The 26,377-nt window shown below is 49.2% G+C and carries 28 protein-coding genes; 24 read left to right on the top strand and 4 right to left on the bottom strand.

Features of this window, described 5'->3' with window-relative positions; genetic code table 11:
• The 12 genes from infB (at position 1) to ACNI23_RS00360 (ending at position 12,623) form a co-directional block, all read left to right on the top strand.
• A complete protein-coding gene (infB, locus tag ACNI23_RS00415; protein ID WP_420246034.1) occupies positions 1-2,874 on the top strand; it encodes a translation initiation factor IF-2 in 2,874 nt (957 codons plus the stop codon).
• A 56-nt stretch (positions 2,875-2,930) separates the two neighbouring features.
• Positions 2,931-3,218 (top strand): DUF503 domain-containing protein, encoded by a 288-nt coding sequence (locus tag ACNI23_RS00410; RefSeq protein ID WP_015850885.1) that lies wholly within the window; start codon positions 2,931-2,933, stop codon positions 3,216-3,218.
• A gap of 44 nt (positions 3,219-3,262) precedes the next feature.
• Positions 3,263-3,616, top strand: coding sequence for a 30S ribosome-binding factor RbfA (gene rbfA / locus ACNI23_RS00405; RefSeq protein ID WP_015850884.1), 354 nt, complete (start codon positions 3,263-3,265; stop codon positions 3,614-3,616).
• Positions 3,579-4,544 (top strand): DHH family phosphoesterase, encoded by a 966-nt coding sequence (locus ACNI23_RS00400; RefSeq protein WP_420246033.1) that lies wholly within the window; start codon positions 3,579-3,581, stop codon positions 4,542-4,544. Before rbfA ends, ACNI23_RS00400 begins: the two co-directional genes overlap by 38 nt.
• Positions 4,545-4,556: 12 nt before the next feature.
• Positions 4,557-5,489, top strand: a complete 933-nt coding sequence (gene truB, locus ACNI23_RS00395; RefSeq protein WP_420246031.1) for a tRNA pseudouridine(55) synthase TruB — start codon at positions 4,557-4,559, stop codon at positions 5,487-5,489.
• Positions 5,490-5,562: 73 nt separating this feature from the next.
• Positions 5,563-5,832: a 30S ribosomal protein S15 gene (rpsO, locus tag ACNI23_RS00390; RefSeq protein WP_420246029.1), complete on the top strand. Its 270-nt coding sequence runs from the start codon at positions 5,563-5,565 to the stop codon at positions 5,830-5,832.
• A 248-nt stretch (positions 5,833-6,080) separates the two neighbouring features.
• Positions 6,081-8,345: a polyribonucleotide nucleotidyltransferase gene (gene pnp / locus ACNI23_RS00385; RefSeq protein ID WP_420246028.1), complete on the top strand. Its 2,265-nt coding sequence runs from the start codon at positions 6,081-6,083 to the stop codon at positions 8,343-8,345.
• Complete coding sequence (locus ACNI23_RS00380; RefSeq protein WP_420250544.1) at positions 8,314-9,135, top strand: DUF6162 family protein; 822 nt, start codon at positions 8,314-8,316, stop codon at positions 9,133-9,135. Before pnp ends, ACNI23_RS00380 begins: the two co-directional genes overlap by 32 nt.
• A gap of 3 nt (positions 9,136-9,138) precedes the next feature.
• A complete protein-coding gene (locus ACNI23_RS00375) occupies positions 9,139-10,053 on the top strand; it encodes a metal ABC transporter solute-binding protein, Zn/Mn family (RefSeq protein WP_420246027.1) in 915 nt (304 codons plus the stop codon).
• Positions 10,054-10,782 (top strand): metal ABC transporter ATP-binding protein, encoded by a 729-nt coding sequence (locus tag ACNI23_RS00370; protein ID WP_420246025.1) that lies wholly within the window; start codon positions 10,054-10,056, stop codon positions 10,780-10,782.
• Complete coding sequence (locus ACNI23_RS00365; RefSeq protein WP_420246023.1) at positions 10,782-11,687, top strand: metal ABC transporter permease; 906 nt, start codon at positions 10,782-10,784, stop codon at positions 11,685-11,687. Before ACNI23_RS00370 ends, ACNI23_RS00365 begins: the two co-directional genes overlap by 1 nt.
• A 15-nt stretch (positions 11,688-11,702) precedes the next feature.
• A complete protein-coding gene (locus tag ACNI23_RS00360; RefSeq protein ID WP_420246021.1) occupies positions 11,703-12,623 on the top strand; it encodes a metal ABC transporter substrate-binding protein in 921 nt (306 codons plus the stop codon).
• Between the two features lie 37 nt (positions 12,624-12,660).
• Here the strand turns inward: ACNI23_RS00360 and ACNI23_RS00355 are convergent, their stop codons facing one another.
• Positions 12,661-13,950 carry a phenylacetate--CoA ligase family protein gene (locus ACNI23_RS00355; RefSeq protein ID WP_420246019.1) on the bottom strand — a complete coding sequence of 430 codons (1,290 nt, stop codon included), beginning with the start codon at positions 13,948-13,950 and terminating at the stop codon, positions 12,661-12,663.
• A 123-nt stretch (positions 13,951-14,073) separates the two neighbouring features.
• On the opposite strand from ACNI23_RS00355, the gene ACNI23_RS00350 reads away from it, so the two are divergent.
• Positions 14,074-14,856, top strand: a complete 783-nt coding sequence (locus tag ACNI23_RS00350; protein ID WP_420246017.1) for a prepilin peptidase — start codon at positions 14,074-14,076, stop codon at positions 14,854-14,856.
• 51 nt (positions 14,857-14,907) lie between these two features.
• On the opposite strand, the gene ACNI23_RS00345 is transcribed toward ACNI23_RS00350, so the two are convergent.
• Complete coding sequence (locus tag ACNI23_RS00345; protein WP_420246016.1) at positions 14,908-15,168, bottom strand: hypothetical protein; 261 nt, start codon at positions 15,166-15,168, stop codon at positions 14,908-14,910.
• Positions 15,169-15,378: 210 nt separating this feature from the next.
• Here ACNI23_RS00345 and lpxB point away from each other — a divergent pair, with 210 nt between their 5' ends.
• Positions 15,379-16,506: a lipid-A-disaccharide synthase gene (gene lpxB / locus ACNI23_RS00340; RefSeq protein WP_420246014.1), complete on the top strand. Its 1,128-nt coding sequence runs from the start codon at positions 15,379-15,381 to the stop codon at positions 16,504-16,506.
• Positions 16,507-16,539: 33 nt separating this feature from the next.
• On the top strand, positions 16,540-17,253 hold the full coding sequence (locus tag ACNI23_RS00335; RefSeq protein ID WP_420246013.1) for a hypothetical protein: 714 nt from the start codon (positions 16,540-16,542) through the stop codon (positions 17,251-17,253).
• Positions 17,254-17,414: 161 nt separating this feature from the next.
• Here ACNI23_RS00335 and ACNI23_RS00330 read toward each other — a convergent pair whose 3' ends face one another.
• Positions 17,415-17,732: a TusE/DsrC/DsvC family sulfur relay protein gene (locus ACNI23_RS00330; protein ID WP_015850868.1), complete on the bottom strand. Its 318-nt coding sequence runs from the start codon at positions 17,730-17,732 to the stop codon at positions 17,415-17,417.
• 405 nt (positions 17,733-18,137) lie between these two features.
• Between ACNI23_RS00330 and ACNI23_RS00325 the strand changes: the two genes are divergently transcribed.
• From ACNI23_RS00325 to ACNI23_RS00285, 9 genes are all read left to right on the top strand, one after another.
• The gene (locus tag ACNI23_RS00325) at positions 18,138-18,422 is read left to right on the top strand and encodes a hypothetical protein (RefSeq protein ID WP_420246011.1); all 285 of its coding nucleotides are present in this window, start codon (positions 18,138-18,140) and stop codon (positions 18,420-18,422) included.
• 178 nt (positions 18,423-18,600) lie between these two features.
• On the top strand, positions 18,601-19,260 hold the full coding sequence (locus ACNI23_RS00320) for an HD domain-containing protein (protein WP_420246009.1): 660 nt from the start codon (positions 18,601-18,603) through the stop codon (positions 19,258-19,260).
• On the top strand, positions 19,226-20,134 hold the full coding sequence (locus ACNI23_RS00315; protein ID WP_420246007.1) for a D-alanine--D-alanine ligase family protein: 909 nt from the start codon (positions 19,226-19,228) through the stop codon (positions 20,132-20,134). The genes ACNI23_RS00320 and ACNI23_RS00315 overlap by 35 nt, the downstream gene beginning before the upstream one ends.
• A 38-nt stretch (positions 20,135-20,172) precedes the next feature.
• Entirely contained in the window at positions 20,173-21,447 is a 1,275-nt protein-coding gene (locus tag ACNI23_RS00310; RefSeq protein ID WP_420246005.1) for a 3-deoxy-D-manno-octulosonic acid transferase, read from the top strand.
• Between the two features lie 4 nt (positions 21,448-21,451).
• On the top strand, positions 21,452-22,195 hold the full coding sequence (kdsB, locus tag ACNI23_RS00305) for a 3-deoxy-manno-octulosonate cytidylyltransferase (RefSeq protein ID WP_420246003.1): 744 nt from the start codon (positions 21,452-21,454) through the stop codon (positions 22,193-22,195).
• Positions 22,192-23,316 carry a glutamine-hydrolyzing carbamoyl-phosphate synthase small subunit gene (gene carA / locus ACNI23_RS00300; protein ID WP_420246002.1) on the top strand — a complete coding sequence of 375 codons (1,125 nt, stop codon included), beginning with the start codon at positions 22,192-22,194 and terminating at the stop codon, positions 23,314-23,316. Before kdsB ends, carA begins: the two co-directional genes overlap by 4 nt.
• Before the next feature lie 31 nt (positions 23,317-23,347).
• On the top strand, positions 23,348-24,148 hold the full coding sequence (locus ACNI23_RS00295) for a tetratricopeptide repeat protein (RefSeq protein WP_420246000.1): 801 nt from the start codon (positions 23,348-23,350) through the stop codon (positions 24,146-24,148).
• Between the two features lie 172 nt (positions 24,149-24,320).
• A complete protein-coding gene (gene gmhB / locus ACNI23_RS00290; RefSeq protein ID WP_420245998.1) occupies positions 24,321-24,860 on the top strand; it encodes a D-glycero-beta-D-manno-heptose 1,7-bisphosphate 7-phosphatase in 540 nt (179 codons plus the stop codon).
• A complete protein-coding gene (locus ACNI23_RS00285) occupies positions 24,853-25,284 on the top strand; it encodes a hypothetical protein (RefSeq protein ID WP_420245997.1) in 432 nt (143 codons plus the stop codon). Before gmhB ends, ACNI23_RS00285 begins: the two co-directional genes overlap by 8 nt.
• A 41-nt stretch (positions 25,285-25,325) precedes the next feature.
• Here the strand turns inward: ACNI23_RS00285 and ACNI23_RS00280 are convergent, their stop codons facing one another.
• On the bottom strand, positions 25,326-26,342 hold the full coding sequence (locus ACNI23_RS00280; protein WP_420245996.1) for a methyltransferase: 1,017 nt from the start codon (positions 26,340-26,342) through the stop codon (positions 25,326-25,328).
• Between the last annotated feature and the right edge of the window lie 35 nt (positions 26,343-26,377).

Below are 26,377 nucleotides of genomic sequence, written 5' to 3'. Positions count from 1 at the left end.
ATGGCTTCAAAAATCAAAGTAAAGGAATTGGCCACCGAGCTCGGGGTCAATACCAAAGACATCCTTCAAAAACTCCGCGAAATCGGTGTGCAGGCTAAAAGCACTGTAGCCACCATTGATGCGGAACAGGCAGAGACCATCCGCAAGGAACTCTCCGGTAAGTCCGGAAAAGTTGAACAGCGTGAGGTTCAGCCCGGTGTAATAGTACGCCGTCGTAAAGGCGGACGCGGCAAAGCAAAAGCCGAAGAGGCGGAGGCTCAAAATGAGGCTCCTGCAAAAGAAGAAAAGAAAGCAGCTCCTGCTGAGAAAAAACAGGAAGCAGCAAAAGAGAAGGCACCTGAAAAGAAAAAGCCTGCCAAAAAGGCTCCCGCTAAAAGCGAGAAGCCCATGGTAAAAGTTATTAAGCCTGAAGATATCGAGAAAAAAGAAGAAGCCCCCGCAGTAGAAGAACCTAAAACACCCGAAGTGGAAACTCCCCCCGCCGCCAAGGTTGTTGAAGAAAAAGAACCCGTTGCTGAAGCTCCGGCTGAAAAAACTGCCAAAGCAAAAGAAAGCAAGGCTGAAGAAAAAACTGCTGAAAAAGTAGAAGAAAAAAGCGAAAAAGCTAAAGAAGCCGAGCCTAAGAAGAAAAAGCGCAAAAAGAAAAAAGAAATTGAAGCGCCCAAAGTAAAAATCATTTCCAGACCTGATCCCAACCTTCAGGCAGCACAGCGTGCAGCAGAAGGTCCGGGCGGAGCAAGACGCCGTCCTGCTGAGGACAGACCTTCCGGTGGTCGTTCTGGCGGTCCCGGTCGTCCCGGCGGCGGTCGTCCTAGTGGTCCCGGTCGTCCTGGCGGTCCCGGCGGTCCCGGTGGCGGTAGACCTGCTGGCCCTCGTCCCGGTGGCGGTGGCGGCGGTGGCGGCAGACCTGTTCCAGGTGCTCCGGCTCCCGCCAATGATCAGAGCAAGAAGAAGAAATTCAAGAAGGATAGACGCGTCGTTGAGTTCGGTAAAGATCATCGCAAGAACGATCAGGAAAGAGAACTCGAAAGCAAGTTTCGCGGCAAGAAAAGAGGCAAAAAAGGCAAGAACCGTGTTGAACAGACTCCTGTCGTTCAGAAACCTCTTAAAGCTGCAAAACGTAAAATCAAGTTCAATGAGGCTATCCGTCTTTCCGACATGGCCCACCAGATGGGACTCAAGGCTCAGGAACTCATCAAGACCCTTTTCGGTCTCGGTGTAATGGCAACTATTAACCAGTCCTTGGATCTTGATACCACTACCCTGCTGGCCGCAGAGTTTGAATACGAAGTTGAAAACGTATCTTACTCCGAAGAAGAACTGCTTATTCCGACCAGCGAAGCGGATAAAGAAGAAAACCTTAAGCCCCGTCCGCCCATCGTGACCATCATGGGTCACGTTGACCACGGTAAAACATCCCTGCTGGATGCTATCCGCCACAGTGCGGTTACCGACGGCGAAGCTGGTGGTATTACTCAGCACATCGGTGCGTACCACGTTTCCACCGACCGCGGTGAGATCGTTTTCCTCGATACTCCCGGTCACGAAGCGTTTACCACCATGCGTATGCGTGGAGCGCAGGTTACCGATATTGTTATCCTCGTTGTAGCTGCTGATGACGGCGTCATGGATCAGACCCGTGAAGCTATCTCTCACTCCAAGGCAGCAGGCGTACCCATCGTTGTTGCAGTCAACAAGATGGATAAAGAAGGTGCTAACCCGGAACGCGTACAGCGCGAACTGGCAGAATTCGACCTCGTACCTGAAGACTGGGGCGGCGATACCATGTTCGTTCCTGTTTCAGCTAAACAGAGAACCGGTCTCGACAACCTGCTCGAGATGGTACAGCTGCAGGCTGAAGTTCTCGAACTCAAGGCCAACCCGGATAAGGGTGCTCGCGGTAACATCGTTGAAGCGAAGCTCGACAAAGGCCGTGGTCCTGTGGGAACCGTCCTCATTCAGGAAGGTACCATCAATCAGGGTGATCCCTTTGTATGTGGTCTCTACCATGGTCGTGTCCGTGCAATGTTTGATGACCGCGGTCGCAAAATTGAAACCGCCGGTCCGGCCTTCCCGGTCGAGATTCAGGGTTTTGACGGCATCCCCGAAGCCGGTGATGAGTTTATCTGCGTAGCTGACGACAAAGTCGCCCGCCGCATTGCGCAGGAACGTAAACTCAAGCACCGTGAACGCGAACTGGCAGGTAAATCCAAGGTTACCCTTGAATCCTTCCTCGCTTCCAAACCGGATCAGGATGCACAGACCCTCAACGTTGTCCTTAAAGCCGACGTACAGGGTTCACTTGAAGCTATTAACGAAGCTCTTGCCAAACTGGCTACTGATGAGATCAAGGTTGAAGTTATCCACGGCGGTGCCGGTGCGATCACTGAATCCGACATCCTGCTGGCTTCCGCTTCACAGGCGATCATTATCGGATTTAACGTAAGACCGACTGTGAAGATCAAGGAAATCGCAGAGCGCGAAGAAGTGGAAATCCGCTTCTACGACATCATCTACAAGCTGGTCGGAGAAATCAAAGACGCTATGGGCGGCATGCTCTCCCCCGATATCAAGGAAGAGTACCTCGGCCAGGCAGAAGTCAAGCAGACCTTCTCCGTACCCAAAGTCGGTGTTATCGCCGGTTGTTACGTGGTCGATGGCAAGCTGACCAGACATGCTCAGGTTCGTCTGCTGCGTGACGGCGTAGTTATCTACACCGGTGCTCTGACCTCTCTGAAGCGCTTCAAGGATGACGCCAAGGAAGTGGCCAAGGGCTACGAGTGTGGTGTCGGTCTTGAAAAATACAACGACATCAAGGAAGGCGATGTAATTGAAGCCTTCGAAGTTGTCGAAGTAGCAAGAACTCTCGAATAAGAATGAAATAATCAGGGGCGGGCTTTGGTCCGTCCCTGTTTTTAAAATTACGAGCTATGATAATCGGCGTACTGTCACTGGAATTCAGACTGCACGGAAACAGATCACTTAAGGGAAAACGCAAGGTATCCCTCAGCCTGAAGCAGAAGCTTCGAAACAAATTCAACCTCTCGGTATCAGAAGTTGAAGCAATGGACTCCCATGAAAGGCTGATACTCGCCGCAGTGACCGTAGCCAACGAAACGCGCAAAGTTGAATCAACTTTGTCCAAAGCACTAGCAATGATCGAAGCCATGGCCCCGGCTGAATTGATTCATTGCGAAACAGAAATTTTCAGTTCCTGATCTGCTAGATCAGGAATATTTTTTTAGAAAGACAGGTAAACAATATGAAAACGTCTACATCACGCCGCTCCGTAAAAATGGGCGACCAGATCATGCGCGAAATTGCCACAATGCTCATCGAAGAGATCGGCGACCCGCGTCTGGAAATGGTTTCCATCAGCGGAGTACGTATGAACAAAGATAACAAAATCGCCGAGGTGATGTTCACCATGGCCGGGGACAAGGAAAAAATTGCTGCTGCGGTCAAAGCTCTGGACAAAGCCAAGGGTTATATGCGCAGCAAACTGAGCAAACGTATCCGTGTCCGTCAAATTCCCGAACTCAGGTTCGTGCACGACAACTTCCTTGAGGAGATGGTTTATGGAAGCTCGACTGAAAGAGATATGTCGGATTCTTAAAGAAGAGGACGACTTTCTCGTAGCAGCTCATTTCAATCCTGACGGAGATGCCCTGGGCTCCACTGCCGCTATGGGCTATATCCTCGAAAAACTCGGAAAACGCTTCCGCCTCTACAATCAGAGCGGGAAGCCCGAGGCAATGGATTGGTTCGAGACACCTTCCCCCATCCAGACTGAACTCCCTAAAGGATTTGACGGATGGTATATCATCCTCGATTGCGGTGACGCTCCGCGTATGGGCGAAACACTCATGAACGCCATTGATCCGGAAAAATCCATTAACATAGACCATCACATGGGCAATTCCGGTTTTGCTGCTGTTAACTGGGTGGACACCAACCGTCCGGCAGTAGGTGAAATGATCACTCTTATTGCCAGAGAACTGAAAATTTCTCTCTCCGGCAAGCTAGGCGAATCAATATACCTGTCCATCGCCACTGACACCGGATTTTTCACATACAACAACACTAAGCCAGAGACCCTCGAAATCATTGCGGACATCATCCGCTACGGTCTTGATCTTGGTGAGTTCGTACCTAAAATCCGCAACCAATGGACCATGAAACGCATAAATCTCTGGGCCACTGCGTTGGGCAAAATTGAAATGTATCATGAGGGTCAGACCGCCCTGCTCTTCATCCCACAGGAAATGCTTGATGAAGCCGGAGCAGCCGGCCCTGATTGCGAAGGACTGGTCAGCTTTATCCTGCGCATTCAAGGAGTACGCGTGGCAGTGCTTATCCGCGAGGACAGTCCTATGCGCTACAAATTCAGCCTGCGTTCCCAGTCCCGTGATAATGTTCAGGTGGTTGCTTCCCTCTTCGGGGGCGGCGGACACAAAAACGCCAGCGGCGGACTTATTGAAAACACCCCTGACACCGTGCGCGAAAGACTTATCGCTGCTATCGGTGATAAAGTAATGAGTTAAAAGTTTTAGAATATGGGAAGAAAACCTAAAAAAAGCCCGTTCCAGAAGCACGGTGTTCTGGTTCTGAATAAACCTAGCGGCCCCACATCTACAGACTGCCTCAATTCCATCAAACGTGAACTGAAGCAGTACAAGATCGGCCATGCCGGAACCCTTGATCCTCTGGCCGAGGGCGTGCTGCTGGTAATGCTCGGTCAGGCCACAAAACTCGGGCCTTATCTGCTGGGACATGATAAAGTGTACACCGGTAGTTTAAGTATAGGTAGAACTACAGACACTTACGATATTCAGGGTACTGAGACATCCACCGGCGACATTTCCGAAATTACGGAAAAAATGGTGGAAAATGAAATTTTACACTGGAATGACTTGACTAGTCAGGAAGTTCCTGCCTATTCGGCTGCAAAGCATAATGGCAAACCGCTCTATGAACTGGCCAGAAAAGGGGAAGAAACCCCGGTCAAAATCAAGAGCATTGAGATATTTGATGCAGAACCGCTGGAAGTGAGTCTGCCAATGGCCCGTTTCCGGGTTGGGTGCTCTGCTGGCACCTACATTCGCTCCCTGGTCCATAGCTTGGGGTCGCGGCTCGGATGCGGCGCGGTAATGGAATCACTTAGGCGTGAAGAAAGCCGGCCTTTCAGGCTGAGCGAAGCGCACAACCTCGATGAGGTTCTTGCCGATCCAGAAGGATTTGAGGCACGGATCATTCCCCTCGCGGATGCCCTGCCCCATTGGCACAAGTTTACCGTTTCGGAAAACATGTCCAAATCCATCAAGAACGGAACAAGGATACCTGTCGGGGATATAGCTGCTGATCAGGAAATTATCGAAGGTGAAAGGGCTATGTTCCTTGAATCTGACGGTACTGCTCTGGCTCTTATGGAGACAAAGCTGATCGACGGCAAGCTTCTCTGGGTAATTCTTCGCGGCCTGTGGGGCTGATTCCCCGCGGGAATTTCAACTTCCGGCACAAACTAATCGTTCATGTTTTAGACATGAACTGGAGGATAACGCTATGGTTATGACTGCTGAAACAAAAGCAAAAGTTATTGAAGAATACCAGACCAAACCTGGTGACACCGGTTCCCCTGAAGTACAGGTTGCTCTTCTTACTGCAAGAATCAAATACCTGACCGACCACTTCAAGACCCACAAAAAGGATTTTCACTCCCGCACCGGCCTGCTGAAAATGGTCGGCCAGCGCAGAAACATCCTGAAGTACCTGAAGTCCAAAGACGTTCAGCGTTACCGCGATCTTATTGCAAGACTTGGTCTGCGCAAATAAGCAGTTTCGGGGGAGGGTTTACCCTCCCCTTTTTTTATAAATATTCACACATTTGTATTTCCATCTGACTTTACATCATATAGATGGTAGTTAGATTGAATCCAACAGTGGAATCCGTGCTCTCCTGCAACAATTTTTAGTTGGCTGAGGAAGGGGTTCATCCCCGAAATGAAATCCTCCCTTAGCCGGCTGGAAAATTCGGACAGCACCGGGTTCCGTCATTACAACTTATTTAGAGAGGAATCTAAATGTTAGTACCTTTTGAACCCACATCCGTAACCGGTCATGTCGGTAATCTCGACATCACACTGGAAACCGGACGTATGGCTAACCAGACCAACGGTACCGTACTGATCAAGTCCGGTGGCACCGTTGTTCTCGTTACTGCTGTAGGTATGCCTGCCGACGGTCCGCGCGACTTTTTCCCGCTGACCTGTAACTATCTTGAAAGAACCTACGCTGCGGGTCGCATCCCCGGCGGTTACTTCCGCCGCGAAGTAGGCCGTCCTTCTGACCGTGAAACCCTCGTTTCCCGTCTCATGGACCGCCCTATCCGCCCCATGTTCCCCAAAGCTTACCGCGACGAAGTTCAGGTTATCGCAACCGTTCTTTCCGCTGACACCGACACCAACCCAGATGTACTGGCAATGACCGGTGCATCCGCAGCCCTGCATATCTCCGACCTGCCTTTCAACGGTCCTGTTGCTGCTGCTCGTGTCGGCCTCGTAAACAACGAGTTCGTACTTTACCCCACCTACAAAGGTGTTGCTGAACAGTCCGACCTCAACCTCGTATTCGCCGCAACTCGCGACGCTGTGATCATGGTTGAAGGTAGCTCACAGTTCTTGTCTGAGAACACCATTGCTGAAGCACTGGAATGGGGCCACGAGCAGATGGCTCCCATGTTCGACCTGCAGGACGCTCTGCGCGAAAAAGTCGGCCGTCCCAAGATGGATGTTGCCGAACCCGTAAAAGACGATGAAGTCATCACCCTCGTTACCGAGAACTTCTCCGCTGATCTGGACAAAGCTCTGACCGTCCCCGGCAAGATGGACCGCAAGGCTGCAAAGTCCGAAGTTAAAGCTAATGCCAAGGCTATGGTCGAGGAAAAATTCCCCGAAGAGCCTGAAAGAGCTAAAGCTGTCGGCGATGCCATGGCAGACCTCGAAAAGAAAATCGTCCGCAAACGCATTGTTGAACAGGGCGTTCGTATCGACGGTCGTGACCTTACCACAGTACGTAATCTTTCCATGGAAGTGAGCAACCTGCCCATGACCCACGGTTCCGCCCTGTTCCGCCGCGGTGAGACTTCCGCTCTCGCTGTCTGCACACTGGGCTCCACACGTGATGAGCAGCGCTTTGAAACCCTGATCGGTGAAGACACCAAGCGTTTCATGCTGCACTACAACTTTCCCCCGTACTGCGTGGGTGAAGCTAAATTCCTGCGTGCGCCTTCCCGTCGTGAAATCGGTCACGGAACACTTGCTGAGCGCGCACTGCGTCCGGTTCTGCCCAAGGCTGAAGATTTCCCCTTCACCATGCGAGTAGTTTCCGAGGTTATGGACTCCAACGGTTCTTCCTCCATGGCTACCGTATGCGGTACCACCCTGTCCCTTATGGACGCCGGTGTACCCATCAGCGCACCCGTAGCAGGTATTGCCATGGGTCTCTGCCAGGAAGGCGATGAGTACTTCGTACTTACCGACATCCTCGGTGATGAAGATGCTCTCGGCGATATGGACTTCAAGGTTGCCGGTACTGAAGAAGGCATTACCGCAATCCAGATGGATATCAAGATCAGCGGTATCCCCGCTGATGTTCTGCGCAGAGCACTTGCTCAGGCTAAAGATGCCCGTCAGATCATTCTTGATGACATGAAGCAGACCATGCCCGCGCCCAGAGCGGAACTTTCAGTTAACGCTCCCCAGATGGAAGTACTGCAGATCAACCCCGAAAAGATCCGTGATCTCATCGGACCCGGCGGTAAAAACATCAAAGCTATCACTGCTGAAACCGCAGCCGACATCGACATTGAAGATTCCGGTAAGGTTTCCATCTTCGCTCCCACTCTTGAATCCCTTAAGAAAACTGTGGAAATGGTTCAGTACTATGACCAGACCGCAGAACTGGGCAAGAACTACGTGGGTACCGTTAAGAAGATCCTTGAAATCGGTGCGATTGTTGAAATCCTTCCCGGTCTCGAAGGTCTGCTGCATATCTCTCAGATCGATGTTGAACGCATCGCTGAAGTTACCGATGTTGTACAGCTTGGTCAGGAAATCACCGTTAAAGTTGTTGAAGTACAGCCTAACGGACGTATCCGTCTTTCCCGTAAGGCATGGCTCATGGAGCAGGCCGGACAGGAAGTTGATCTTGAAAAATTCAAGATGGGCGGCGGACGCCCCAGTGGTGGACGTGGCGGACGTGACGGCGGTCGCCGTGACGACAGACGTGATGACAGACGCGGCGGCGGACGTCGTGATGACAGACGTGACGACAGACGCCGCAGATAGCCTCTGCACCAATAAGTATATTCAAGCCGTCGGGTTAACACCCGGCGGCTTTTTTACTTCCAAATATTCTCCGGTTATTTATCTCTACCTTGACTTGACGTGCTCACAATACAACGATAATGATTTTCATCCCCAGTATCAAGTTATAGGAAATCATATGAATGAACCATCCCGAAAATTGATTTCACCTTCAGGTAAAGGCAAGGAGACTATGTATGTCCTGCTTGCTGCACTAGTTGTGAGCATAACCTGCGCAACGCTCATCTTTATCAACCAGAAGCAATCTCAGATTGCAGTATTGGCGGATTTTCAGATAAGGGCATTTTCGCATCTCAACGAAAAAGAACTTGTTATTTTCAACGGGCTTTACACAGCTGCGGTTGAAATCAATGTAATTCACGAGGAAGAGGCCGAATGGCTGACTATAGTCCAGCTTGAAGATGAACTGATGCCTCCTTTCACTAAAGACGCATCGTGGAAGAAGAATGGTCGCTTCAGCTGGACTCGGTCTCTTCGTCCTTCTGGCTCCATAGATATTGCCTTGTATACCGGTCATCCGGAAGAAGGGAAAAATACCGGTTCCTTCATACTTCTCTTTCTGCATGATCATAACCAGCAGCTTAGCAACGACCGCACAGAACCAAGCCATGCACCATATGAAATATGGTTCCACCCTTCAGCAGACAAAATGGCTCCTGAGATCACAACTGATCAGGGTTTTATTTCATCAGGATGGAAAGAAGTAATCGCCTATAGCGGCGAAGATGAAATCAAAAAGATAAAAGGATAAATCATGTCACGTATTAAAATTCTACTGCTGACTGCACTGCTGGTAATTTCAATAACAACTCACGCGCAAGCCAAAAAACTGGTAATCGGTACAACTCTTCATCCCTATTACAGCTTTGTCTCCAACATAGTTCAGGATCATGCTGTAGTTCAGTCATTGATCGGTGACGGTTTCAATCCCCACAATTACCGTCCGCAACCGGAAGACATCAAACGGGTAATGGATCTGGATGTGCTGGTGGTTAACGGCATCGGTCATGATGAATTCGCGATGGAAATTCTGGAAGCTGCCCAGATGAAAGGTAAAATTCCGCTCATTTTTGCCAACAAGGATGTATCGCTAATTCCGGTAGCTGGAAACATGGACAATCTGCGAATCGTCAACCCGCACACTTTCATCTCAGTGACCACCTCTATCCAGCAGATTTACACCATTACTGCAGCATTGGCTGAGATTGATCCCGAGAATGCCGATTTCTATAAAAAAAATGGCCGAAAGTATGTACGCAAATTACGCAAGCTCAAAGCCAAATACATGCAACGCATTGCCGACCTGCCCGATGTTGAATTCCGCTGCGCCACCATTCATGGCGGCTACGACTATCTGCTGCAAGACTTCGGCCTTCAGGTTACAGCCGTAATAGAACCCAACCACGGCCTTAAACCGACAGCAAACCAGCTGGCCAAGACGATCAAGAAGATCAAAGAGCTCAACGTTGACGTCATCTTCACCGAAATGCATTTCCCCGACAAATACGTGGATACCATCCATGAAGAAACAGGTATCCGCATCCGCCACCTCTCCCATCTTACCGGAGGATCATACACCCCGGACGATTTCGAACAAGGAATTGAAGCCAACATAAAAGCCCTGACTGATGCCTTAATCGAGGCCCACAAAATCAAGGACGGGAAATAGATGAACACTATGCTCAAAACAAAGTACGGCCCTTCGATCAACTTCGAAAACGTCAGCCTGACTCTCGGCAACACCCTCATTCTCAAAGACTTAAACTTTGAAATCCATTCCGGTGCCCTGCATTGCATTATAGGCCCCAATGGTGGAGGCAAAACCTCCCTGCTCCGCTCCCTGCTGGGTCAAATGCCCCATTCAGGAAACATCAGCATAGACTGGCATGAAAACCGAATCATAGGCTACGTACCCCAGACCCTGAACTACGACACCACCCTTCCGGTTACAGTAGAAAACTTCATGTCTATGACCTGCCAGAACAGGCCAGCTTTCATGAACCCAGCAGCCAAGGATTGGAAGGCGATCAGAACTGCTCTGGAACGGGTTAACATGGCGGGTAAATCAAAACGCATTTTCGGACAGCTCTCAGGCGGGGAAAGACAGCGCGTGCTGTTGGCCCAAGCCCTGCTTCCCGAGCCTTCTCTGCTTATTCTTGATGAACCCACAACTGGGCTGGATAAGGCAGGGGCAGCCATAATGCGCGGTCTGCTTCAGGAATTGAAAGCCAAGGGAGTAACAATCCTGATCATTCACCATGACCTTATGGAAGTAAAAGAAATCGGTGACTGCGTAACCTGCATCAACCGGGAAATTCTTTTCTCCGGTTGTCCCGCAGAAGAACTCAGCGCAGAACGCATCATGAGCATATTCAGTTCAGCAAGGCAGGCAGCATAATGGATTTCATCTATGACCTGATCAGAACCCCATTAATGGAAATGGGCAGAAACGGCTCCCTGCCGGATTACTTCCAGTATGCCTTTGTCATCAATGCCCTGATCTGCTCTCTGCTGGCAGGACCGATTCTCGGGGGAATAGGAACTATGGTGGTTGCTAAACGGCTGGCCTTCTTCTCGCAGGCTGTGGGACAAGCTGCGCTGACCGGGGTCGCACTCGGTATAGTCCTTGGCGAACCATACACCGCGCCCTATGTCTCACTGTTCGGCTTCTGTATCCTCTTCGGCCTGCTCATGAACTACACCCGCAACCGGACGCGTATGTCCTCGGATACGGTCATCGGGGTGTTTCTCTCCATTTCCCTTGCAGTTGGTGCCTGCGTGCTGCTCTACGTAACCGGAAAGGTCAACATGCATGTGCTGGACAACATCCTTTTCGGCTCCATCCTGACCGTGAATAATACCGATATCAACGTGCTGGCTGTCATCTGCATACTTTGCGCAGCAGTTTGCCTACCCATGTACAATAAAATTCTGCTGGCGAGTTTCAATCCCAGCCTTGCCCATGTGCGCGGTATCAACGTCAAGCTGATGGATTACATGTTTATCCTCATCATTACCGTGATTACCGTGGCAGCGCTTAAGATAGTTGGCGCTGTTCTGGTGGAGGCATTATTCATTATTCCGGCTGCGGCTGCACGCAACATCAGCAAATCCATGCGCGGATTTTTCTTCTACAGCATGCTCTTTGCCACCTTGAGTTGCCTGCTGGGTGTAATAATACCAATGCAATATGAAATTCCCGTACCTTCCGGCGGCGCGATCATTATTGTTGCTGCGGTATTCTTTGCCATGACTTCCTTAGCGCGTGCGACTCTGCCTTCTTTTAGAGAAGCAGCTATTTAAACAAAGGATTTCAACATGAAAAAAGTGCTTATCTTAATTTTGCTGCTCATCCTTTTGGGATGTGCCAAACAACCAACTGCCAATCATCAAACTTCTGGCATGGTAATACTCACCTCGCTTGAGGCAACAAACCTGCTTACCCAAACATTAACTGTCGATACCGGGATACAAACGATCCTGACAGTTCCCGCGACCTATTCCATGAATGCACATGCCCGATACTTTAAGAAACACGCTAAGAACTTCACTGAACAGTCTGTGAATGCTGTCGCCTGCGTGACCATCCGTTCCATATGGAAGCACGATGATCTGTACCCTTACGCTAGAAGGGCAAATGTCCGTATTGTGGAAATCGACAGCTCAGCACCGGTTGATAAAACGCAGGCCGGGGTCAAATTGATCAAGGAGAATAAAAGCGGCAAGATTTCGCCATTTATCTGGCGTTCCCCGGCAAACCTGACCAAGATGGCGGACTTTATCGCAAAAGACCTCATGGCCCTGTATCCGGATCAGGCAACTCAGATAGATAGTAATCTCAAAGCATTCAAACGAAATTTATTCAAGCTGCGTACTAAGTACGAAGCAAAATTAATTGATCTTGAATCAACAGAAGTGATCAGCCTGACCCAAGATTTTGACTACCTTTTTTCTGAATTCGGAATTGAGGTGCTGGACCGTTTTTTAAAACAACAGATTGACTGGGACGATGAGGATATTGCGGCTCTTGAAAAGTCTATACGCGATAATGGAATCAAAGCGGTTATCTGCAACCGTGCACCGCAAGGCAAAATATTTGAAGTCATTGTAACCAACGGTGCACAGCCAGTTATTCTAGACACACTGCTCACTGCTGACGGACAGCACCTGCCTCCGAAGCTACGACTGCTGGTATTCTTCTCAGATAATCTCGATAAAATTTATGAAGGTTTAAAATAAAAAAAAGGGGATGCCGAATGACATCCCCTTTTGCTTTCTATCCGCGTTCGTCAAAAACACGCTTGGTCTTGGCAAAACTTCTGGGCAATAATCCGGGCTTGAGTATTTCCACATTGGCGCGCACAAGAATGAATTTCCTGATCTCATCGCATATGGCCTTTGCGAGATTTGCATCATTGACCTCGGACGCTTCGGGCTTACGCTCAACACGGACGGACATGTGATCCAGTCCTTCCCGGCGTTCCAGATAAATCTGGTATTCAGAACTTGCTTCGGGAAAAGATTCCAGTACGGAAGCGATCTGACCGGGATAAATATTGACCCCGCGAAAAATGAACATATCGTCACTTCTTCCGGAAATGGTATCATGACGAGGCATGGAACAGCCGCAGGAGCATTCACCGGGAATGATCCGGGTCAGGTCACGGGTGCGGTAACGGACCAGAGGAGAAGCCTCCTTGTTCAGAGTGGTGACGACCAGTTCGCCAACTTCACCGTCAGGTACGGGCTTTAGGGTGACCGGATCGATGATTTCAGCGATGTACTCATCTCCCCAGTAATGAAGGCCCTCATGGGCATTACATTCGATCCCTGCACCCGGACCGTAAAGTTCGGTCATACCGGAAATATCATGGCTTGATTCAAGACCGAGAGCCTCTTCGAACTGCTCGCGCATCTTAGCTGAGCAGGCTTCGCCGCCGAAGATGCAACGTTTGAGCTTAAGCCGTTCAACTATTCCGGCCTTCTGGGCTTCCTCACCCAGCAGCAGGGCCATGGAAGCAGTAGAACACAGGCAGGTAGCACCGAGGTCTTCCAGAATCTGGAGCTGAATCTCAAGCATCCCCGGTCCCACAGGCAGGGTCATGGCTCCGAAGTGTTCCGATCCGAGCTGGAATCCGGCCCCGGCAGTCCAAAGGCCATAGCCTACGCAGACCTGCACGCGATCAAGAGTGGTAAGTCCGGCAAGTTCGTAACAGCGGGCAAACATGTTTTTCCATGTTTCAATGTCCTTGCGGGTGTAAGAAAGAATCTTGCGCTTCCCGGTGGTTCCGCTTGAACCGTGGATACGCACAACATCCTCTTCGGGGACGGAAAGCAGCGGCAACGGATAACCTTCCTTAAGATGGTCGGCAGTGGTGAAAGGAAGTTTCTGCAAATCATCAAGAGACTTGATATCGCTGACTTCAACTCCCTGATCTTTGTACTGAGCCTGATAAAAAGGGCTGTTTGCAGCGGTATGCGCTACGGTCCATTTCAATCCTTCCAGCTGTTTATCAGCAAGTTCCTGTGCACTCAATTCCGGTATGAATCTATATTTGCCGCCCATTTTATGTCTCCGTAGAAAGCTTGTTCAATTATCTTAAGTGTCGTATCCACTTTTTTTACTAAATAAGTCAGACGCAATTGTTTTGCAGGGACACCCTAAATCTTCAAGTTATCCAAGGTCAACATGCATCTAATTTCAATAAATATTTTTCCTATAGCTGCAGCTGCTATTATCGGTGCGGTTTTAGGCAGTTTTTATGGCTGTGCTGTTTTCCGCTACATTAACGGTCAAACCCTGACCAATCCGCGCCGCTCTACATGCCCGAAATGCGGGCACACCATCAGCTGGTATGAAAACATTCCGCTCATCAGCTACCTGCTGCTGCGTGGTAAATGTTCATCCTGTAAACAACAAATCAGCCCGATGTATGCTGTAATTGAGCTTGTATCCGTTGCATGGGCGGTGTTGCTCATGCTTACTTTCGGCCCTTCGGCGCAGTGGCTGGTATATATGTTTTTCGGCGGGTTGATGATCGTGGCTTCTTTCATTGACCTGCGAACATTCATCCTGCCCGATATCATAACTATCCCCGGATCCATTGCCGCCATTCCCTGTGCAGCCATGCTTACCCCCATAGGCTGGGAAGGAGCATTGCTTGGCGCGGGTATAGGAGGTGGCCTGTTCTGGTCCCTGAGGCTGCTTTACCGTGGTTTAAAGGGAGTTGAAGGACTGGGCCTTGGGGATGTTAAGATAATGTTCATGATCGGCGCCTTAGCGGGACCGCAGAACCTGCCGCTGGTTATTACGGTATCCGCCTTTACCGGCCTAGTATCCGGAGTGGTCATGATGGTAGTCGATAAGGATCAGGAATACGGGTCAATGATTCCGTTCGGACCGTTTCTGGCGCTGGGGTCCATGCTGACCATCCTCTACGCCGATCCGTTCTGGAATTGGTATTTAGTATAAAAAAAGGGGAGATCAACAGATCTCCCCTTTTTACGTTGGACAAGAAAAGTACTAAACGCCAAAAGGACCGAACTTCTTCACGTATTCCTGAAGCTCTTCCCAAAGGTGCTCTGAAAATTTGTCATATTTTTCAGCTGCGGTGTCGTAGCTTTCCAACTTTTTAACCACATTTGCAGCTTTGTCGTAAACAGTCTTGAACTCTGCTTCGTCCATGCCTGCCATCTGCATGGCTTCTTCTTTAGAGAGGTGACCGGTATGTACAAAAACCCCGGACAGAACACCCATCATGTTCTTTACGTTCTTTTGAGCCATCGAGAACTCCTTAATTTAGATGAAATACATAAAACTTTCTCACACTATACTGGCCCATAACACTATTTTCTCCATAATTGCAAGCGGTTCCCCTTATAAACTACAACTATCACCAAAATATAACAACTCTCGGAAATGACCATGCACCGTTGCTTTTTCATGACTGCATACGTATTGTCCGACTTTAAACCACATTTACGAGAACAAATAATGACCATTAAAAATAACAGCATCTGGATTAACGCGGGAGAAGCTTCCGGTGATATGCACGGAGCAAGACTCGCAAAAGAACTCATGGAGCGCGACTCCGGCCTGAGAGTAATGGGGATGGGCGGGTCGGCAATGGAAAAAGCGGGCTGCGATATCCGCTACCCCATGCAGTTGATTTCACTGGTTGGACTGACCGAAGTCCTGCCCAAACTGCCCCGTCTGCTCAGGCTTTTCGGACAGATCGGAGACATCCTCAAAGCTGAGCGCCCCAAAGCAATAATCCTTATTGACTGCCCGGACTTTAACTTCAGACTGGTCAAGATTGCCCGTAAACTGGATATCCCCGTTTACTACTACATCACCCCGCAAATATGGGCATGGCGACAGGGACGGGCCAAATTTCTGCAAAAGCATGTACGCAAGATTTTGTGCATTCTGCCCTTTGAACAACAATTTTTCAAAGACCGCGGGGTTGATGCCCAGTACGTCGGCCATCCCCTGCTGGACCTCATGCCGCTTGATGAGCTGGATGCAATTGATCCCGACCCGAACCTGATCGGGATTCTTCCGGGCAGTCGCAGCAAGGAAATTTCATCACTGCTCCCGGAATTTGCTGTTGCAGCGGAACGTCTCTCCAAGGATTTCCCGCAGCTGAAATTTTCCATTGCCCGCGCGCCGGGAGTCAAAGAAGAAAAACTGCGTAACTTCTGGCCCGACCATATTCCGGTAACCATCAACCAACCGGAAAACAGATACCGCCTGATGCGCAACGCCAATGCGATCATGGCTGCTTCCGGCACAGCCACTCTGGAATGCGCACTCATCGGCACCCCGACTCTGGTGGCCTATAAGATGTCCGCACTGAGCGGATTTCTGGCAAAAAAGATACTCAATATTAAATATGTCAGCCTTGCAAACATCATCCCGGACAAACTTATCCTGCCGGAATACCTGCTGGAGAACGCCACTGCGGAGAACTTCTATAAGCAAATCCGCCAGTGGGTAAGCACTCCTGAATCTGCTCAAAAAGTAAGGGCTGATTTAAAAGAATTACGCGAGATGATCGGCGAACCGGGCGTAGCCGCGCGCACAGCTAAGACCATCTTGGAAGACTTGAATAGTATATAGAACGCAACCTGAAACCGGAGCCGGAGCAGAACTATGAAAATAATTCTCGCATTACTTTTACTGCTGGCAACGCTGATCCTTGCCGGATGTACCGCAGCCCGTAAAATACCCGGCAAGTATGGATTTTATTCCACCAAGTCACCATCCCTGACCATTGAATTCAATGGGTTGGAATATTGGGGAGAATACAAGACAAGCAAGAACGCCGTAAATGTGCACAGCTATTACTACTCTGACCGGGACGGTGCACGGGGAGCATGGGTTGAACTGATCAACGTAAGGCAGGACTGGGAGTTACAGCCCAAAAAAGTTCCGGGAGCAAAATTACCGAACACCGGTGTCTATACCCGGGAAATTGCCGGAGACCGCTATTACTGCCGTACTTTCCTTGTCCAGCCGAATTCGGGCAAAAGCGGCTTCGCAACCTTACCTGTGTATACAGCGATCCGCATCTGCACCAAACTTATTTCTTCAAAGCAGAAGCTATCCATAGGCTATGCCGCGGAAGTTGAAGCTGAACAGGCAAGCAAAGTTTTCAATTCTCAAAATTACGATCAGTTGACTCAAGCGCAAATAGATTTCTTTGCCGCCTTTGACGAACGTGCCGATGAAGCTCTTATGATGAGAAAATTCCAGAAAGGTGATGTGAGCGGTAAAATTGAAACTGCCGTTAAGCTTGATAATCCTTGGTATAAATTTTCGGATTACATGGATGTGGATAGGTTGATTGGAAAGATTTCGCGCTGATGTTAATTATCTCACAGCACAGTCATTCAGTCTAAACAGTGCCTGATATGTGGTACAAAAAAAAACCCCGGAGCCGATCCCCGGGGTTTTTCTGACTTTGGACTCGCTGTGAAGCAATCACCGCGACTGCTTCACAATTCACAAACTGATTAACTTATAAACTATACGCAGCCGGTAGGCTTGGGCAGACCAGCCATTTTACAAGCTCCCTTACCGGGACCGGAGGGGAACAGCTCATAAATGTGCTTAAGTTTGAATCCGGTAACCTTGGAAAGGATGCGGACCATGGGTGCGATACCGTTCTTCTTGTAGTAGTCCTGCAAGAAGTCGATAACTTTCTGGTGCTCTTCGTTCAGATCTTTGATGCCTTCGCTTTCTTTACAGAAATCAACCCACTCGGGGCACCAGTCTTCGAACTTGAGCAGGAAACCATCTTCGTCTACGTCAAAGCTTTTTCCCTGAAATTCAACGATTGCCATGTAAAACCTCCTAAAAATTAATCGTAAAAGCGTCCTGCGCTTTAACAACAGGATATAGTGAATTTCCCGAAATCCAATTTCGAGGAAAATTTCTCACTCACCCACAGTGCCAATTAAAACCTTGGCAAGAAAAATTCAAGAAAAATATTGTGCGAGTTTGCATATTTCACACAAAAATGTGCAAATTCCTCCTCCACAGATATGTAATCCGGCTAAATCCCTGTTTCAAACTTAATTCCTTCTTAGCCCAAAAGGGGAAATTCTTTACATTTCTTTTCATCACCAAAATGGAAGAAACGGAATTTTTATCCCCTCAAAAACAAATAACACACTAAAAATAAATATTTTTTTACTACAGGAACACTTCCTGCTTAAATGATTTGCATAAAATCAGGAGGAACTAAAATGGAAATCAGTTTTGTTAACAAATCAGCAAATCCCACTCACAGAAATGAACATCCCGGTCAGGCTGCTCCTGCCACTGTGACCCGTGAGCAGAAACTGGACTCAGTTTCCAGCAACATCAGGTCCGGTCTTAATGCGGCACAGGAAAACCCTGACCAGCTTTTGGAACAGACTGTTGAAGCCAGCGCCCATGAAGGCGCCATTGACGGTGCCCATGATTTCAACATGGCAAGAATAATGGAACTTCTTTCCGACCCGTTGCTTCAGGAAGATGTACCTGAATAAAAGACAGGAATTTCAAAACGATTTTCATTGAACAGATAGGTTCATATTTTGTTATGCCAGACGATTTAAAGCGTCTGAGGCAAAGCCCCGGATTTACTATATTCGGGGCTTTGCCTTTTTCTGAGCAAAATGGTAACAAAGGGAAGTTTCTGCCCATAAATGGTTACGACTATTTTCTATGAATAAAATCAACTTGATAAAATCACCGGACAAACCGACCCCCGGATACCCGCCAATGGAGTCTTCTCTTACTCCCCCACCGCCGGTAAAAATAGACCCGTTATTATCTGTTCCGTCCGCAGAGCGATGCATGGCATGGTGGGATGATTACAGTATGCTGGAGAACATCAAAGCTCACAGTATGCTTGTAGCCAAGGTAGCGGTTCAGACCTCAACTCTTGCCCGGGAATCCGGCGTAGAGATCGACATCCCGACTATTCAGGCTTCCGCACTCTTGCATGACATTGCCAAAAGTTACTGCATCCACCACGGCGGCAACCACAGCCAGCTCGGTGCAGCATGGGTCATGCAATTGACCGGGAACCCGGTAATATCCATGGGCGTACTACACCATGTCTTCTGGCCCTTTGAGCCTGATGCTGAAAAATATTTCCTTCCGTTAGTCATAAGTTACGCTGATAAACGCGTAATGCATGACTCATTTACTACGCTTGAAAAAAGATTCAGTGATTTGAAGGTCCGCTACGGCAAGACCGAAAAAATCAAACAAAGAATTCACAAAACATACGAGCAGGCTCTCATCCTTGAAGAGCGGCTCGGCAAACTTATCGGAGTTGATCTAAATGCATGTTCTCTTGATTGCGGGCGGCTGGTCTGAGGAAAGGGAAGTATCCCTTAGCGGCGCAAAAGGCATTGAACAGGCTCTTCTCGAACTTGGTCACGATGTAGAATTCGTTGATCCTGCAAAAGACTTCAAGAATATCCTGCTCTTGGCTGAACATGCTGATTTCGCTTTTATCAACCTCCACGGTTCGCCGGGAGAAGACGGCCTGATTCAGGCCATGCTCAATCAGGTTAACTGCCCGTATCAGGGCGCTGAACCTGAAAGCTCTTTCCTGACCCTGAACAAAGCTGCAACCAAAACTGTCTTCGATCATCACGGTATCCTGACTCCCAAATGGGAGCTGGTCTGTGCCGCAGACGGATGCAAAGGCTTGCAGGACCTTGAACCTCCGGTTTTCATTAAACCAAACTCCGGCGGTTCCAGCCTCGGCATGACCTTTGCCCGCACAGCAGCGGAACTGGAAAAAGGAATCGAAACAGTTTTCAGTCTGGGCGACAGTGCCCTTGTTGAGGAGTACACCAAAGGTATTGAGGTGACCTGCGGTATCCTTGACGGCGAGCCTATGCCGCTGATCCTGATCAATCCTCCTGAGAATGCCGAATTCTTTGACTATCATAGCAAATACGCCCTTGACGGGGCGGAAGAGATATGCCCCGCCCCCATCGATCCGGTTCTGACTGAACAAATTCAGCAGATCACGGCCAAAGCCCACAAATTACTGGGCCTGACCGATTACAGCAGGGCTGATTTTATAATTTCTGAAGGAGTGCCCTACCTGCTGGAAGTAAACACACTTCCCGGCATGACTCCGACAAGTCTTGTCCCGCAGGCCGCAAAAGAAGCGGGTTATTCATTCAATGAACTGATTGCAAAGCTCATTGAACTGGGACAGCGCAAGCGGAAGTAACTTTTTTTCAAACGGAACGGAAACGTCAGGATCAACACATGTCAGTATCGCTCAAACTTAAAGCTGCATCATTTCTCTACGGCCTCGGCTGGAAAGCCGCCATCCCCTTTCTCAAGAAGAACGACAGACTGAAAGATGGCTTCGATCGCCGAACCCTCAAACACAGCCTGCCGCCGCGTGCGGATGTCTGGATTCAAGCCGCTTCAGCCGGGGAAGCCAAGATAGCCTCCCGAATTATGGGAAATATTTCCATGAGCAGCCCTACAAAATTCCTGCTGACCACAAATACCGAGCAGGGGCTCTCTGAGCTTGAGCGCACAGCTTACCGTCTGAATCCTAATCCGCGAAATGTTTCCGCATCCGCAACCTATTTCCCGTTCGACAGCCCCGAGATCGCCCGCAAGGCCCTTGAAGCTGTCTGCCCGAAGCTTGTGGTGCTCATCGAAACCGAGATCTGGCCCGGTTTCCTTTCCGCCTGCAAAGACCTTGGTGTAAAGGTAATCATCATCAACGGCCGCATGACCACCAAGAGCCTTGCCGGATACATGGCACTGCCCGAATTCTTCAGGTCCGTGGCTCCGGAAGAAATCCTCGCTATTTCCGAAGACGATGCCACCCGTTTCAGGACCCTTTTTGAGATCGAAAAAGTCTCAACCATGCCTAACGTCAAATTCGACAGCACCGGGACGGCTGCAGCAGTTCCGTACACAGCCAACCCGCTTTCTTCCATCTTTCGCCCCAAAACCCCGTTCATCATTCTCGGGTCAGTACGCAAGGAAGAGGAATCTCAAGTACTTAAACTTGCAGAAGGCTTGAAAAAAGAACGTCCCAAGACTGTGATCGGACTTTTCCCACGCCACATGCACCGCATTGATGCATGGAAAAAGATGCTTGAAGATGCGGGTCTGCCTTGGGTATTGCGCTCTGAAATAGATAATACCGTACCTTTCGGACATGTTGTTCTCTGGGATGTATTCGGCGAGATGCAGTCCGCTTTCTCCCTTGCACGCGCAGCTTTCATCGGCGGTTCACTGGCTCCGGTCGGCGGACAGAATTTCCTTGAACCGCTCACCCACGGTGTAACCCCGGTGATCGGCCCTTACTGGTCCAACTTCACATGGATCGGTGAAGAAATTTTCGAAAAGAAACTGGCCCGTCAGGAGCAGGATTGGGAAGGAGTTCTGCAAGGACTTCTCGACATCAGCAAACGGGCTTTCAAGCCTGAAAAGGTCAAAAAAGATTTTGAGAAATACCTCGAAGATATGCGAGGTGGAACCGTTGCTGCCTGCGAGGCTATCAAAAGGAATATTTAAATAAATGAGTATAGTTTACGGATGCTATGGCATCATCCCGGCCCGTTACGATTCGAGCCGGTTTCCCGGTAAGCCCCTTGCGGATATCTGCGGAAAGCCTATGTTCTGGCATGTCTGGAACCGTGCCTCAAAGTGCCCGGAGATGGACAAAGTGGTCCTTGCCACTGATAGTGAAATCATCATGGAAGCTGCGGGAAAACACGGTGTCCCGGCTGTCATGACCAGATCCGACCACACCAGCGGCACCGACCGCGTACTCGAAGCGGCCCGCAAACTGGACCTTCCTTCAGATTCGGTTGTGGTCAACATTCAGGGCGATGAACCATGCCTTGAACCGGCCATGATCTCTGAGCTGGTTTCACCTTTTGCAAAAGATGGCGTAAGAGTCACAACGCTGGCCTCGCCCATAAGTGCGGACGAAGCCCAAAGTCCGGACCGGGTGAAAGTAGCACTTGCAAAAGATGGCCGGGCGTTATACTTTTCCCGCTCACCCATTCCATTTTCCCATCAGGGTGACGGGGATTACCTTCTACATATCGGCCTTTACGGTTTCCGCATGGAAGCCCTTGAAACCTTTGCCGGCACGGATGTTTCGCCTCTTGAAAAAAGAGAGCGGCTGGAACAGCTCCGACTGCTGGAAAACGGAATACCCATCCATGTCACCATTACTGAACACTCCTGCCACGGAGTGGACCGTCCAGAAGACTTGGATACAGCCATTAAGATTCTTGAGAGGGAGAAAATATGAAAGCCATTCTGGCACTTGAAGACGGCACCTATTTCGAAGGAACTTCCTTTACCGGCCCCGGCGAGTCCGGCGGCGAAGCCATCTTCAATACCGGCATGACCGGATATCAGGAAGTCCTCACCGACCCCTCCTACACCGGACAGATGGTCTGCATGACCTATCCGCTTATCGGCAACTACGGCATTACCAAAGAAGATATCGAATCCGCAAAAATCCATGTTGCCGCCTTTATCGTCAAAGAATGCTGCAAGCATCCTTCCAACTGGCGCTCTGTGATGTCCCTGCCTGAATACCTCAAAGAAGCAGGTGTTATGGGCATTGAAGGCATCGACACCCGCGCCCTTACCCGCCATCTGCGTATTAACGGCGCCATGCGCGGCATTATTTCTACTGAAGAACTTGATCCGGAGAAACTGGTAGCAAAAGCAAAGCAGCTTCCCACCATGGAAGGCCAGAACCTTGCTGACACAGTAACTTCCGAAACCTGCTACGCATGGCAGGACGGCAAGCCCGCTCCGGTTGATGTTTCTGACGGTTACAAATGGAGTGACAAAGGCCCCCGCCTTGTACTCGTTGACTACGGTGTGAAATGGAACATCCTGCGTCTGCTGGATGAACAGGGTTTCGAAGTTCTTTCCGTTCCTTCCCATTACAGTGAAGAACAGGTCAGAGCACTCAAGCCTGATGCAATTTTCCTTTCCAACGGTCCCGGTGACCCGGCAGTTCTCGATCAGGCGGTCAAGAATGCCAAATCCTATTGCGAAGACCTGCCTGTAGCGGGAATTTGCCTCGGACACCAGATTCTTGGACAGGCTCTCGGCGGCAAGGCCTTCAAATTGAAGTTCGGTCACCATGGCTGTAACCACCCTGTTATGGACATGGAAAGCAAAAAAATTGAAATTTCTTCCCAAAACCACGGGTTTTGCGTTGACATTTCCGACTGTTCCGATCTTAAAATCACACACAAGAACCTTAACGATGAAACTCTGGAAGGCTTTGCTCATAAAACCAAGCCGATCATCGCCATCCAGTTTCACCCGGAAGCAGCTCCCGGTCCGCATGACAGCTGCTACTTCTTCGCCAGATTCCGTAATCTGGTAAAAGAAGCCACCGGTAAATAAACTGCGCTAAATACCTACGTCGGAGACAAATATGTCCGGTGAACTGACCAACGCCAGAAAAAAACTGGCAACCATACCTTCCCTGCTCAAACAGCAGAAAGCCATGCCTGCTGTTCAGGCTGCTTATGATGCAGTACTGATCATGCTCAAAGGCGGCTTGATGAAAGCTGAGCGTGAGGAGTTTCAAGAGCTGCTCGACAGCACTGTACACATCCTCAACAGCGATAAAAAACTCAGGGAAGATTATCCGCTGATCATCAACTACGCTCCCGGTGGAGAAAAAGCGTTGCTTGAGACTTTACGGGAAATCCTGCAGGAGCTGCAGAAGAACGTAAGCGCAGGCGCCCAGCAGCTCTTGGCTGCCATGGAAAAGCGTAAAAGGGAACAACTGGATAAAGGTCAGGCTCTAATTGAAGAGAACAACGTTTCTGAAGCTCAAAAACTCTTCAATGCTTTGATCAAGGAATTCAAGGATGACACAGAGCTCCGGGCTGAAATTGCCGATAAGTTCATCAAGTCAGGACTTTACAACGAAGCTCTTGAATATCTGGAAGATGCACTAAAAAACGATCCTAATGCGATATTCCTTTACAACCGTATCGGAATCGTTTTGCGCAAGATGAAAGATTTTGAAGCCGCTGAAAAATATTACCTCAGAGCACTCAAAATCAACAAAAAAGATGAGTATCTCTACTTCAACACCGGTCGCCTCTACTATGACTGGAAGAAGTGGGACCGGATGGCCAAAGCTGCCCAAAAAGCACTTTCCATCAACCCCAACTTTGCCGAAGCAGAAAAGATGCTCAAATTCGCCCAGAAAAAAATGGTTTAGGGATGCCTCCGGCGGCCCTTCGGGGACCCTGCCGTGCGCCTTAACCCTTCTGCAAAAGGGTTTAAGAATCTCAAAACCTTTAAGTAAGCTTAGCTTTTAGCGCGAATAAGCTGACTATAAAATATCAAGGAGGACTGTCGTTTCAGTTCTCCTTTTTTAGTGAGGCCATGCTATGAAATACATTTTGCTGGACCGTGACGGGACCATTATAGAAGACAAGCATTATCTTTGCGATCCTGAAGGGGTGGAATTATGCTCCAAAGCAGTAGAAGGCTTGAAAGCCATGCAGGATGCCGGATATAAACTGCTCGTTACCACCAACCAGTCAGGCATCGGGCGCGGCTACTACTCTGAAACGGATATGCATGCGGTTAATGAACGTATGGCTGAATTGCTGGCCGAATACGGCGTTGAATTCAAGGCAATATACTTCTGCCCTCATGCACCGGATCAGGACTGCGACTGCCGTAAACCAGCTCCCGGAATGTTTGATCAGGCCATATCGGAGTTCGGTATAAATCCTGAAGAAAGCTACGTGATCGGAGACAAACTTTGCGACGTGGAACTGGGTATGGCCCGCAAAGCCAAATCTATTCTGGTACGCACCGGAAAAGGTTTGAAAGAAGAGCCCAAATGCGTGGGCAAAGCTGATTATATTGCCGATGACCTGCTTGATGCAGCGGAATTCATTATAAGGTCCACAAATGAATAAAGTCCTTACCTTAAAACAATTTCAGGATCTCGCACTGGAAATGATCTCCCTTGAACCGCATGTGGAAGTTACTTCTGAAAATTTCCATATGGGAGATGAAGACAGAGGCATAGACAAAGTTGCCGAGGTCTACGGATTTTCGCGTCATGCCAAACCGGGCTATGAAATAATTTTCGACTGGGTGGCTAAAGGGAACTTGGATGGGTTTCTCATTGATATGTTCGATTTCACTATTGAAACATATAATAAAGGAGACTTCTGCCCTACTTTCAAAGGAGCTGTTGTTTTAGACGATTTCAAAGAGCCGTTCGAAGGACATGAAATCGCCCAGAAGATAATGGAATTGATCAAGCCGGAACAATGGACCAAGTGGCTTATTGAATACCTGCCCGAACCGCGCATGCTGGTCGAAATGGAAGACTAAAAAAGAGGCCCGCTCTCAAATGAAGACCGGGCCTCATTTATTTATATTTTCTGAGCCGAAACCAGAATGATGCCCTTGCCGGAATCACTCCAAGTTCTACGAAAATTACCAAATCCGCACTCTTTCAACTCCCTTTCCAGAATATCCGGTTCAATAAAGTGCGAAAAATACCCCGCAAAAGTTGTTATCACTTCAAGCGAGGCGATGGTCTGGGTGGACATGGGACTGCCTGTTTTAGCGTAATGATTGGCGCAGAACCAGCCGCCGGAACGCAAGGATCTGGCCACCTTTTCCAGTACAGGTTTCAAATTACCACGGCAGGCATAGAGTACATGGGAAGCGAAGATCAGGTCAAAATCCAACAAAGGTAGTTCTTCCTCGCGCATATCAACGGCCACTCCCTTCACCCGATCTCCGAAACCATTATCACGGCAACGTTGCTCAGCCAGAGGAACCACATGAGGCAAGTCGAGAATGACTCCGTTCAAGTGAGGGTTACGGGCAATTACAGACATGGTATAATTCCCGTGATTCCCGCCGAGATCGCCCATAAGCCTGAAGTCATCAAATCCGGGTAACTGGCTGATCGCATCGACCGTTGCATGCAGACCTCCGCTAAGGGATTCCTGTGCTGTTCCTTCCATGGCATCCGTGGCGGCCCATTTTTTATCACTATCATCACGCTGGCTTTTATTCCCTTTCAGCAACTCCCCCATATCCCGGATGACTCCAGTACAAAAATCCATAGTCAGCCCCATAGCCAATCCCTGATACAAAGGAGAAGTACTGACCAGATATTCCGTCGCTAAATATGTATTGGAATAATGCCCGTCATGCTTTCGGACCAGATCATAGGACTCAAGCAGATCCAGCAGGGAACCGAGCTTCATTTCATCGAATTCAAAATAATCAGCCAATTCTTTCAGGCTGGCAGGCTTCATTTCGAGCGTATCAAAAAGCTTGAAATTCACCGCTTCCATCACAACCTGTGATGACACACTGCGGATGATAAGGCTGTGCACAGGAGAGAAATCCTGTTCGGGTCTGGGATAGTTCATGACATCCTCCAAAAGGGTTTAGTTGCTAAACACTT

This window comes from Maridesulfovibrio pacificus (SeqCode), from assembly GCF_048612815.1.
Lineage (GTDB): Bacteria > Desulfobacterota > Desulfovibrionia > Desulfovibrionales > Desulfovibrionaceae > Maridesulfovibrio > Maridesulfovibrio pacificus.
The sequence above is the reverse complement of the archived record's forward strand: the minus strand, read 5'-3'. Positions and strand labels throughout refer to the sequence as shown.